Source organism: Clostridium sp. ZBS2 (assembly GCF_023845855.1).
Lineage (GTDB): Bacteria > Bacillota > Clostridia > Clostridiales > Clostridiaceae > Clostridium > Clostridium aquiflavi.
In genome coordinates, this window is record NZ_JAMQIF010000006.1 from 184,624 (window position 1) to 196,721 (window position 12,098).

Consider the following 12,098-nt stretch of genomic DNA (forward strand, 5'->3'; position numbering starts at 1 on the left):
GAATTCTCAAAGTCCAATTATAATGTCACTTTACCTATTGCATATATCAACACGCATTTAAAACAGAGCCAATAAATTTAATAGAGCATTAATTAATAGTAGTAGGTAATTTTTTTATTAGAATTATCTACTATTTTTTTATTCTTTAGGAATTTATATTATTAAAAAATTTGTGGATAACTTTTAAAATAATGTGTTTTAAAGGTATTATGAGTACCCCTAAAGAATAAAAAATAATCATATGCCGCACCATTATTCCTGCACTGCGTTTGGAAAGGGCGCATGGCTAAAAAAATCGACGGTTCCAAAGTCGCCTTAGCGATTTTGTTCTTGTAAATAAAGTATAGAGTTACTTAATAGTAAATATTATTCATATAAATACATTATATTTACATAAATGTTATAATAAACATTAAAGAGGAGTGATAATATTGGAGACAAATTATATGGTTATTATAAGTACAGTTGCAAATATTTTATTAATAATAGGAATTTCAATAGTAGTGGTTAAAGGTATTAAAAAAATAAAGAACTTTGTTAATAAAGTTGAAAAACTAGATAAGAAAATGGATGAGGTTTTAAAGAAATTATAAAAAATATTATGTTAAGTTATTATCAAAAAATATCTTAACATTTAATAATATTACTTATTAGGGGGATATTTATGGAGAATATGAGTATTATGAGTGGAGCTATAGCATTTGGTATAATTCCAAAGTTAATTTTATGGGTAATGGAAGTTTATGCATTATTTTTAGGGATTAAAGCACTTAAGATTTATATTGATAAGAATTCTTAGAAATAATTCAATATTATATAACAAAAGAGTTAGCAAAAATTTGTCTAACTCTTTTTTAATTAAATTAAGATATTTTATAACAACTAAAATAACTATTCTAAATGTCACTCCATGAAAAAAGGAATACTTTCTGCAAAGAAGTAATTAAAAATTTTAATAAAGTCTTTTTGTTTTTGTGGATGAAGTCCCAAAAAATATTATATTGCTTTCTTAAGTAGTAGTTCATAAATAAATTAAGTATAATAATAGCATGTAATGTTATTTTAAAAATAGTTATATGAGTATTGGAGAAATATATATATGGAAAATTACATGAACTTTATTAATAATGCATGGAAAAAATTTATTGCTACTGGAGAAGTAGATAGTAAAGTTAGAAGTGAAATAGCGGAATCATGGATAAGGTGTAGGAAATATGGTGTTGATCCTAACAATGGTAAGGGAAATGTTAAACATCCAGAGATAGATAAATTAATAAAAAGTAATATTGAACTTATTTCAGTAGCTCGACCTATTATGGAAAGTATTTATAGTATGGTTTCTGGATCGGGTTTTGCTTTATTTTTGTCAGATAAAGATGGCTATTTATTAGAGATAATAGGCGATCAAGATATAATGGAGAGGGTTAATGAATTAAACTTTTTAAAAGGAGAATTATGGACAGAAAATATAGTTGGAACTAATGCTATAGGAACAGCACTATATCTTAATAAGCCAGTTCAAACAATAGGTGCAGAACATTATGGAATAAATCAACATTCATGGACTTGTTCAGCATCACCAATTCATGATGAAGACGGAAATTTAATAGGGTGTATAAATATGTCTGGAAATTATTATAATGCTCATTCTCATACTATGGGAATAGTAACAGCTGCAGCTCAGTCAATTCAAAAACAAATGGCTTTAACTATTTCATATAAATTATTAAATGTAACTTTTGATTCTATATCTGAAGGTATGATAGTTATTAATGAAAATATGAAAGTGAAAAGGGTAAATGGAAGAGCATTAGATATATTAAATATATCATTAGAAGAAGCTATGAAAATGAACATTGATAAATTTTTAAATGGGGTACATTTTCATAAATTACTTAAGGAACAGAATAAATCTTTAAATAATATAGAATGGGATTTTCATATTAATGATAGCGTAGTTAAGTGTGTTATAAATGTAGTGCCATTAAATATAAGTGGTAAGAATAATGGGATGGTAATAACTTTTACAGAAGTTAAAAGGGTACATAAATTAGTAAATAAATTTGTAGGATACAAAGCTCAATATAAATTTGATGATATTATGACAACAAATAAAGATATGAAAAAGATGATAGCTTTTGCAAAAAAAGCTGCTGTAAGTGATTGTAATATATTAATTCAAGGAGAAAGTGGAACTGGAAAAGAATTAATAGCACAATCAATACATAATTATAGTGAGCGAGATAAAGGACCATTTGTTGCTGTAAACTGTGCATCAATTCCGAGAGAATTAGTTGAAAGTGAATTATTTGGATATGAAAAAGGTGCTTTTACAGGAGCTTCAAAAGAGGGACACCCAGGAAAATTTGAATTGGCAGATGGAGGAACAATATTTTTAGATGAAATAGGGGAACTTCCGTTAGATACTCAGAGTAAGCTTCTTAGAGTTTTAGATAATGGAAAGATTATAAGGGTTGGAGGAAATTATGAAAAGCAACTAAATGTGAGAGTTATTGGTGCTACAAATAGAATATTAAAAAATGAAATAAATAAACAAAATTTTAGAGAAGATTTATATTATAGATTAAGTGTAATGGAGATAAAAACTATTCCTTTAAGAGATAGAATAGATGATATAAATGTACTTATAAATTATTTTATAGAAAAACTAAATTTAAAAAATAAAGATAAGATTACAAAAATAAATGATTACTATGTAGATGAATTAAAAAAGTATAATTGGCCAGGAAACATAAGAGAACTCAGAAATGTAGTAGAGAGAGACTATTATCTAAGTGATGATGAACTTATAAGTATAAATAATATGAATTATGTAGAGGCAAATAAGAACTTAGAAGAGGAAAAATTTACAGAAGAAGATATAAAAATACTACCTCTTGATTACTTAGAGAGGAATGCTATAAAGGATGCTATAAAAAAATGCAATGGAAATATTCAAATGGCATCAAAGTTACTGAATATAGGAAGAGCTACATTATATAGAAAGATTAAAAAGTATGACATAAGTGTATCAAAATGAGAATGAAAAGAGTAAGTGTATCAAAATGATAAAAATAAATGTATCATATTGATACATTTATTTTTATATATAGATATAATTAAAGTTAATTTTAATATTTTATAAATAAGCTATATAGTTGTAAATACAGAGGTTTTCAATAAATAACTTTATAATTTAATAATTATGTTAAGAATTTGGCATGGATATTGCTATGTAAATATGTATGTTAATTAATTAACAATATATTTAGATATTTAGGGAGGAATTTTAATATGAAAGCAGCATTATGGTATGCAAAGAAAGATGTTAGAGTAGAAGAAATTGAAGAGCCAAAGGTTACAAGCAATGGTGTGAAAATAAAAGTAAAATGGTGTGGGATATGTGGATCAGACTTACATGAATATTTAGGAGGACCTATATTTATTCCAGTAGGACAGCCTCATCCATTAAGTGGAACAACTGCACCAGTAGTTTTAGGTCATGAATTTTCAGGTGATATTGTAGAAGTTGGTGAAAATGTAACAAAGTTTAAGGTTGGAGATAGAGTAATTGTTGAACCTATAGTTGCATGTGGAAAATGTCCAGCATGTTTAGAAGGAAAATATAATTTATGTTCATCTTTAGGATTCCATGGACTTTGTGGAAGTGGTGGAGGACTTGCAGAATATACAGTTTTTCCAGAAGAATTCATACATAAGATACCAGATGAAATGTCTTACGAACAAGCAGCCTTAGTTGAACCAATGGCAGTAGCACTACATTCAATTAGAGTAGGAAACTTTAAAATTGGAGATACAGCGTTAGTATTAGGTTCTGGTCCAATAGGATTAGCAACTATAGAATGTTTAAAAGCAGCAGGTGCAAAATTAGTAGTAGTATTACAAAGAAAATCCATAAGACAAGAATACGCTAAAAGAGCAGGCGCTGATGTTGTATTAGATCCTAATGAAGTTGATATAGCAGAAGAAGTTAAAAAGCTTACAAATGGATTAGGAGTAGATGTAGCATTTGAAACTACAGGAGCTCAAATAGGTTTTGACACAGGTATTAATAGTTTAAAATTTGAAGGAACTATGGTTATAACAAGCATATGGGAAAATGGAGTTACATTTAATCCTAATGCTTTAGTATTTACAGAAAAGAAGATAGTTGGGACATTAGCATATAGACATGAATTCCCAGCAACTATGGCTCAAATGAATGATGGTAGAATAAAAGCTGAAGGATATGTAACTAAGAGAATACACTTAGATGACATAGTAGAAGAAGGATTTGGAGCATTAACAGGTCCAGAAAAGAAGAAACACGTTAAGATATTAGTAACACCAGATAAAGGTCTTTTATAAAAGAATCAGGGGGAACATAAATGTACAAGATAGTTAGTAAAAGAGAGCTTACAAATAATATATTTTTAATGGATATAGAAGCTCCAAGAGTAGCAAAATCAGCACAGCCAGGTCAATTTATTATTATTAAGAATGATGAAAAAGGTGAAAGAGTACCTTTAACTATTGCAGGTTATAATAGAGAAGAAGGAACTGTAAGTATAGTATTTCAAACAGTTGGTAAAAGCACACAAGAACTAGCTCAATATGAAGTTGGTTCTTATGTAGCAGACTTTGTTGGACCATTAGGACAGCCAAGTGAATTTATTCATGAAGATTTAGAAAGCTTAAAAAAGAAAAAGCTAATATTCATTGCTGGGGGAGTAGGTGCTGCACCTGTTTATCCTCAAGTTAAATGGATGCATGATAATGGAATAGATGTAGATGTTATTGTTGGATCTAGAACAAAAAATTTATTAATATTAGAAGAAGAAATGAAAGCAGTAGCTGGAACTCTTTATGTAGCAACTGATGATGGAAGCTATGGATTTAATGGAAGAGTTACTGATTGTTTACAAGGTCTAGTTAATGAAGGAAACAAGTATGACCATGCAGTTGTTATAGGACCTATGATAATGATGAAATTTATGGCAGATTTAACTAAGAAATTAGATATACCAACTACAGTAAGCTTAAATCCTATAATGGTAGACGGAACAGGAATGTGCGGAGCTTGTAGAGTAACTGTTGGTGGTGAAATTAAATTTGCTTGTGTTGATGGACCGGAATTTGATGGTCACTTAATAAATTACGATGAATCAATGAGAAGACAAGCTATGTATAAAACAGAAGAAGGTAAAGCTAAACTAGCATTAGAAGAAGGTAATACTCATAGTCATGGTGGCTGTGGTTGCAGAGGTGATAAGTAATAATGGATATGAAAGAGAGAATGGTAAGAGTACCTGTAAGAGAACAAAATCCAAAAGTTAGAGCAACAAATTTTGAAGAAGTTTGTTTAGGATACAATGAAGAAGAAGCGATTAAAGAAGCTTCAAGATGTTTAAATTGTAAAAATCCTAAATGTGTAGAAGGCTGTCCAGTATCTATTAATATTCCAGGATTTATTTCACATGTTAAAGAAGGTAACTTTGAAGAATCAGCAAAAGAAGTTTCAAAGTATAGTGCACTACCAGCAGTATGTGGTAGAGTATGTCCTCAAGAAAGCCAATGTGAAGGAAAATGTGTTTTGGGAATAAAAGGTGATTCAGTATCAATTGGTAAGCTTGAAAGATTTACAGCTGATTGGGCAAGTTCTAATAACGTAGATTTAAGTGAAACAGCATCTAAAAATGGAATAAAAGTAGCTGTTATAGGAAGTGGCCCATCAGGACTAACTTGCGCAGGAGATTTAGCTAAAAAAGGATATGATGTTACTATATTTGAAGCACTTCATAAAGCGGGTGGGGTTTTAGAATATGGTATACCAGAATTCAGACTTCCAAAAGAAAAAGTAGTTAAAAATGAAGTTGATAATATAAGAAAACTTGGCGTTAAGATTGAAACTAATGTTATTGTAGGTAGAACAATAACAATTGATGAACTTTTTGAAGAAGAAGGTTTCAAAGCAGTATTTATAGGTTCAGGAGCAGGACTTCCTAAATTCATGGGAATAGAAGGAGAAAATGCAAATGGAGTATGTTCTGCAAATGAGTTCTTAACAAGAGTAAATTTAATGAAAGCAGCAGTTGATGGATATGATACACCTGTTAGAGCTGGTAAAAAAGTTGCTATAGTTGGTGGCGGAAATGTTGCTATGGATGCAGCAAGAACTGCATTAAGACTTGGAGCAGAAAGTCATATAGTATACAGAAGAGGTGAATCAGAACTTCCAGCAAGAGTTGAAGAAGTACATCATGCTAAAGAGGAAGGTGTAATCTTTGATGTTTTAACTAATCCAAAAGAAATATTAGTAGATGAAAATGGATGGGTTAAAGGAATGAAATGCATTAAGATGGAACTTGGAGATCCGGATGAATCTGGAAGAAGAAGTCCAGTTGAAATTGCAGGATCAGAATTTATTATTGATGTAGATACTGTAATAATGTCACTTGGAACATCACCAAATCCATTAATATCTTCAACAACTAAAGGATTAGAAATAAATAAGAGAAGATGTATAATTGCTGAAGATGAAACTGGATTAACATCAAAAGAAGGTGTTTATGCTGGAGGAGATGCAGTAACTGGTGCTGCAACAGTAATTCTTGCTATGGGAGCAGGAAAAAAAGCAGCTAAGGCAATTGATGAATACTTAACTAAATAATTTAGATATATTGAACTAAGCACACACTTATAAAAAGTCCTTTACTTAATAAAATGAGTAAAGGACTTTTTTTATAACTATTTTTATATAGTATTGTATAATATGATAATTATTTAAAAATAAATATAATTGAGTAAATATTAAATAATAATAAAATTTTAGCTATAAAAATAAAATTCTACAAAAAACGACCAATTTAGTAAAAACTATTTAAAAAATGAAATGAATCATATATAATGTAGCTATAAATATAAAATACAAAAACTATTTTTATAAAACCATATTTTAAAATTGAATTATATTAAAATATTATTTAAAAACATAATAGAAGCATATTAAAAATACTTAAATTTTACTTATAGTAAGGGGATAGGGGAATGTTAAAAACAATAAAAAATAAACTGATTTTTCTTGTAACTATTTTTGTAATTACTATTATATCTATGGGTATTTATTCAGTAAGGACTTTAGATGTTGTAAATCAAAAATCAACAGTTATTGCACAAGAATGGGTTCCAGCAATTATATATTCAGAAGAATTAAATACTATGACATCAGATTTTAGGCTTCTTGAATATGATCATATTATTGCAACAAGTCCAGAAACGATGCAAGAAAAAGAAAAAGCTATGGAACAAAAGAATGCAGAAATACAAAAAAAATTAGATCTTTACTCAGAAACTATAGGAACAGAAGATGATCAAGTATTATTTAATAGTATTAAAGAAGAGTGGAATAAATACTTAGAATTAAATAAACAAGTAATTACTTTAAGTAGAGAATTAAAAACAGAAGAAGTAATGAATATAATGAATAATGAATCAAAAGAAGCTTTTGATAAAGCATCTTCTTCTTTAGTGAAATTAGCTGATCTTAATGTAAAAATGTCTGAACAAGAAAGTTTAAATGGTGACAAACAATATAGTGCTACTGTGAAAATAAATATTATTATAATAGTAATATTAAGTATAGCAAGTGTAATTTTTGGAGCACTTATTATTAAGTCTATAAGAAGACCATTAAATATTTTAAAAGTTGAATTAGATTCTCTATCAGAAAGAGGAGGGGATTTAACTCAAGAAATAAAAATTAATTCTGAGGATGAAATAAGTGATTTAGCCAAGAGTTTAAATAAATTCATACAAAATTTAAGAGAAATTATTAGAACTGTTAATGAAAGTTCGGATGATATAGAAAATGTTGTAGATATTATAAAAGGTAATGTTACAAATTTAAATTCAGACATAGAAGAAGTTTCAGCAACAACAGAACAACTTGCTGCAAACATGGAAGAAACAGCAGCTTCAGCTGAAGAAATGTTAGCAACATCACATGAAATAGAACAAGCAGTAAACTCTATTGCACAAAAGTCTCAAGAGGGAGCAATTAAAGCGGGAGAGATAAATAAAAGAGCAGAGGATACTAAGATATATGTACAAGCTTCTCAAGAAAAAACAAATGAAATATTTGCAAATACAAAAGTAGAATTAGAAGAAGCTATACAATCATCAAAAGTTGTTGAACAAATAAATGTACTTTCTGAGTCAATAATGCAAATAACATCACAAACTAATCTTCTAGCACTTAATGCTGCTATAGAAGCTGCAAGAGCTGGAGAAGCAGGAAAAGGATTTTCAGTTGTTGCAGAAGAAATAAGAAAACTTGCAGAGCAATCAAAAGACACAGTAATAGAAATTAAAAATATAACAGGAAAAGTAACAGATGCAGTTAAAAATCTTTCAAACAGTTCAAACAAATTATTAAAATTTATGTCTGTAGAAGTAGATAGTGATTATAAGAATATGTTGGATGTAGCAGATAAGTACAGTAAAGATGCTGACTTTGTTGATAATCTTGTAGCAGATTTTAGTTCAAGTTCAGAGGAACTTTTAGCATCACTACAAGATGTAATTAGAACTATAGATGGAGTAGCACAAGCAGCTGGTGAGGGAGCAGGTGGTACTACGGATATTGCAAGTAGTATATTACAGGTTAACGATAAATCTAATGATGTTTTAGAGAATGCATTAAGATCACAAGAAAATGCTCAAAAACTAAAAGAAGAAATTTCTAAATTTAAGGTTTAGAATATACTTAATTTTAGAATATAGATTAAATAATTATAAGGGTAGACATTAAATGTTTGATATGCTCTCTTTATAATAGACGGTTTTATTATTTTAACTGTCTATTATAAAGGGGGCAGTTCAATTATATGATGTCTGCCTTTGTTTTTATTCTTAAATGTTTTTAGATAAGTTTATTCCACAATTATTTGTTAAGTACAATGCTTGGATAGTGGATATTTACTATTTTGAATATTTGAATTTAATTTATAATAACTATTTTAGAGATTAGATAATTCTATAAAATATATCATTTGATAATTATTATTTATATAAAATGCTTTAAATATTAACAGATAAACAATATAAGAGATGAAAAACTACAAAAAGCGACTAAATAATCAAAATTCGTTTTAAAATTTTAACAAGTAATATATAATATTATTTGTAATATAAAATAAAAAAATACAATTTTGTAAAATTAAATTATATTAAAAATACAATTTTGTTTAATTTTGAAAAAATATAGACGAAAATACATATAAGGTATTAAAATTTTATTTATAAACAGTAAGGAGCTAAAGATATGTTAAAAACAATAAAAAACAAATTGATTTTTCTTGTAGCTATTTTTGTAATTACAATTATATTTATGGGTATTTATTCAATAAAAACTTTAAATAATGTAAATAAACAATCAACAATCATAGCACAAGATTTTATCCCAGCAATGATATGTTCAGAAGAATTAAATACAATGACATCAGATTTTCGATTACTTGAGTATAGTCATATAGTTGCAACAATTCCAGAAATTATGGAAGAAAAAGAAAAAGCTATGGAAGAAAAAGAGAAAGAAATACAGAAAAAATTAGACATTTATTCAAAAACTATATATGGAGAAGAAGATAAAGAATTATTTAATATTGTTAAAGAAGAATGGAACAAATACTTAGGATTACATAATCAAGTTATTGCTTTAAGTAAAGAATTAAAAACACAAGAAGCAATGAATATAATGAATCAGGATTTAAGAGAAGCTTTTAATAAAGCATCATCTTCTTTAATAAAATTAGCAGATCTTAATAAAAAAATGACTGAAAATGCTAGTTTAAAAGGGGATAAAGAATATAATGAGTCTATTAAAATAAATATAATAATAATAGCAGTATTAAGTGTATTAAGTATAATATTTGGAACTATTATTATTAATGCTATAAGAAAGCCATTAAATGTTTTAAAATCAGAGTTAGATTCATTAGCAGAAAGAGGCGGAGATTTAACGCAAGAAATAGAAATAAATTCAGAAGATGAAATAAAAGATCTTTCAATAAGTTTAAATAAATTTATACAAAATTTAAGAGCGATTATTAGAACTGTTAATGAAAGTTCTAATAATATAGAAGATGTTGTAGAACTTATTAAAGATAATGTTACAAATTTAAATTCAGACATAGAGGAAGTATCAGCAACTACAGAAGAACTTGCTGCAAATATGGAAGAAACAGCAGCTTCATCAGAGGAAATGTTAGCAACATCACAAGAGATAGAAGAAGTGGTTAAGTCTATTTCGCAAAAATCTCAAGAAGGGGCTATTAAAGCAGGAGAGATAAGTAATAGAGCAGTAGATACTAAAATGAATGTACAAGCTTCAGAGAAAAAATCAACTGAGTTATTTAAAAGTACAAAAGTAGAATTAGAAGAAGCAATACAAGAATCAAAAGTTGTTGAAGAGATAAATGTACTTTCTGAATCAATAATGCAAATAACATCACAAACTAATCTTCTTGCGCTTAATGCTGCTATAGAAGCTGCAAGAGCAGGAGAAGCGGGAAAAGGATTTTCAGTTGTTGCTGAAGAAATAAGAAAACTTGCAGAGCAATCAAAAGACACCGTAATAGAAATTAAAAATATAACAGGAAAAGTAACAAATGCAGTTGGAAATCTTTCTAGTAGTTCAGATAAATTATTAAAATTTATGGCTGTAGAAGTTAATGGTGACTATAAAAACATGCTAGATGTAGCAGATAAATATAGCAAGGATGCCGAGTTTGTTGACAATCTTGTAACTGATTTTAGTTCAAACTCAGAGGAACTTTTAGCATCTTTACACGAAGTGCTTAAAACAATAGATGGAGTTTCACAAGCAGCAAATGAAGGGGCTGGAGGTACTACAGATATTGCAAGTAGTATTTTACAAGTCAATGATAAGTCTAATAATGTTTTAGAAAATGCATTAAAATCACAAGAAAGTGCTCAAAAATTAAAAAAAGAAATTTCTAAATTTAAGATTTAGAATATATTTAATTTAAGGTTATGTTTTAGTAGTGTGTTAATAAAATCTAATTACAATGCCACTTTGCCTATAGCATATATAAACACATATTTAAAACAAAAACTGATTTAAAAATATAATCTAAATTAATGATAGAGATAGATGTTATATATTCAAAATAATGTCTATCTTTATTTTTGTATAGCAAAATAGAACAATATATTTATAATAAGTAAAAGTTGAACAACTTATTTACAAATATGATAATACAAATGATAATCATTGTCAAGTAAGCCCCTTAGTGGTATATTATTACTATAAAGAATTTAGGTAATTAAATTTTATATTACATGATAATATTTGATTTTTTATATAATTAAAAATATTTTATAGAGGAGTTTAAGAATGGAATGTATATTTAATAATCATGAATTAATTTGTCATGATCTTATCGAAAGCATTGTGTTTGCACTGGATGCAAAAGATAGTTATACTGCGAAGCATTCAATGAGAGTTGGTGACATGGCATGTGAAGTTTGTAAATTTCTAAATTTAAGTACTGAAGATAGAGAAATAATACATATTGCTGGGCATGTTCATGATATAGGTAAAATTGGAATTCCAGATAATATATTAAATAAAAAAAGTAAATTAAGCGAAGAAGAATGGAATGTAATAAAACAACATCCAGCCATCGGTGCAAAAATTTTAAGCAGTTCAAAAAAATTAGCAAAGATAAGTGAAATTATATTATATCATCATGAACGTGTTGATGGTAATGGATATCCAAAGGGGTTAAAAGAAAATCAGATTCCATTAGGAGCTAGAATTATTTCAATATGCGATTCTATTGATGCTATGTTAAGCAAAAGAGCGTATAGAAATAGTTTGAAATTAAGTGCCTGTAAATTAGAAATAGAAAAAAATATTGGAATAATGTATGATGAAAAAATTGCAAAATGTGTATTAAACAATTGGGATTCTCTTAATAAAAGTATAAAAAGATAATTTTGAAATTATTGGGATAAAAATTTTCTACATAAGTAAAAATAAAAAATTACTAATAACTATTTAAGATATTATTATA

At 27.6% G+C, this 12,098-nt stretch carries 9 protein-coding genes; all 9 read left to right on the forward strand.

Annotated features, from left to right (window positions below; translation table 11 throughout):
• Positions 1-431: 431 nt before the first annotated feature.
• The 9 genes from NG918_RS03430 to NG918_RS03465 all read left to right on the forward strand — a co-directional run bounded on the left by NG918_RS03430 (position 432) and on the right by NG918_RS03465 (position 12,019).
• Positions 432-593: a hypothetical protein gene (locus tag NG918_RS03430; protein WP_252224894.1), complete on the forward strand. Its 162-nt coding sequence runs from the start codon at positions 432-434 to the stop codon at positions 591-593.
• A gap of 71 nt (positions 594-664) precedes the next feature.
• Positions 665-799 (forward strand): hypothetical protein, encoded by a 135-nt coding sequence (locus NG918_RS16960; protein WP_012422723.1) that lies wholly within the window; start codon positions 665-667, stop codon positions 797-799.
• Between the two features lie 300 nt (positions 800-1,099).
• Positions 1,100-3,040, forward strand: a complete 1,941-nt coding sequence (locus NG918_RS03435) for a sigma-54-dependent Fis family transcriptional regulator (protein ID WP_252224552.1) — start codon at positions 1,100-1,102, stop codon at positions 3,038-3,040.
• Between the two features lie 254 nt (positions 3,041-3,294).
• Entirely contained in the window at positions 3,295-4,368 is a 1,074-nt protein-coding gene (locus NG918_RS03440) for a 2,3-butanediol dehydrogenase (RefSeq protein ID WP_017826274.1), read from the forward strand.
• Positions 4,369-4,388: 20 nt separating this feature from the next.
• Complete coding sequence (locus NG918_RS03445; RefSeq protein ID WP_252214645.1) at positions 4,389-5,276, forward strand: sulfide/dihydroorotate dehydrogenase-like FAD/NAD-binding protein; 888 nt, start codon at positions 4,389-4,391, stop codon at positions 5,274-5,276.
• 2 nt (positions 5,277-5,278) lie between these two features.
• Entirely contained in the window at positions 5,279-6,670 is a 1,392-nt protein-coding gene (gene gltA / locus NG918_RS03450) for an NADPH-dependent glutamate synthase (RefSeq protein WP_252224556.1), read from the forward strand.
• A gap of 377 nt (positions 6,671-7,047) precedes the next feature.
• Positions 7,048-8,757: a methyl-accepting chemotaxis protein gene (locus NG918_RS03455; RefSeq protein ID WP_252214649.1), complete on the forward strand. Its 1,710-nt coding sequence runs from the start codon at positions 7,048-7,050 to the stop codon at positions 8,755-8,757.
• A 565-nt stretch (positions 8,758-9,322) separates the two neighbouring features.
• A complete protein-coding gene (locus NG918_RS03460) occupies positions 9,323-11,032 on the forward strand; it encodes a methyl-accepting chemotaxis protein (RefSeq protein ID WP_252224560.1) in 1,710 nt (569 codons plus the stop codon).
• Between the two features lie 384 nt (positions 11,033-11,416).
• On the forward strand, positions 11,417-12,019 hold the full coding sequence (locus NG918_RS03465; RefSeq protein ID WP_252214653.1) for an HD-GYP domain-containing protein: 603 nt from the start codon (positions 11,417-11,419) through the stop codon (positions 12,017-12,019).
• The last annotated feature ends 79 nt before the right edge of the window (positions 12,020-12,098 follow it).

Excerpts from the sequence above, each read along its gene's own strand:
- NG918_RS03435 (WP_252224552.1), top strand. The coding sequence starts at position 1,100 with ATGGAAAATTACATGAACTTTATTAATAATGCATGGAAAAAATTTATT.
- NG918_RS03455 (WP_252214649.1), top strand. The coding sequence starts at position 7,048 with ATGTTAAAAACAATAAAAAATAAACTGATTTTTCTTGTAACTATTTTT.
- gltA (WP_252224556.1), top strand. The coding sequence starts at position 5,279 with ATGGATATGAAAGAGAGAATGGTAAGAGTACCTGTAAGAGAACAAAAT.
- NG918_RS03460 (WP_252224560.1), top strand. The coding sequence starts at position 9,323 with ATGTTAAAAACAATAAAAAACAAATTGATTTTTCTTGTAGCTATTTTT.
- NG918_RS03465 (WP_252214653.1), top strand. The coding sequence starts at position 11,417 with ATGGAATGTATATTTAATAATCATGAATTAATTTGTCATGATCTTATC.
- NG918_RS03445 (WP_252214645.1), top strand. The coding sequence starts at position 4,389 with ATGTACAAGATAGTTAGTAAAAGAGAGCTTACAAATAATATATTTTTA.
- NG918_RS03440 (WP_017826274.1), top strand. The coding sequence starts at position 3,295 with ATGAAAGCAGCATTATGGTATGCAAAGAAAGATGTTAGAGTAGAAGAA.
- NG918_RS16960 (WP_012422723.1), top strand. The coding sequence starts at position 665 with ATGGAGAATATGAGTATTATGAGTGGAGCTATAGCATTTGGTATAATT.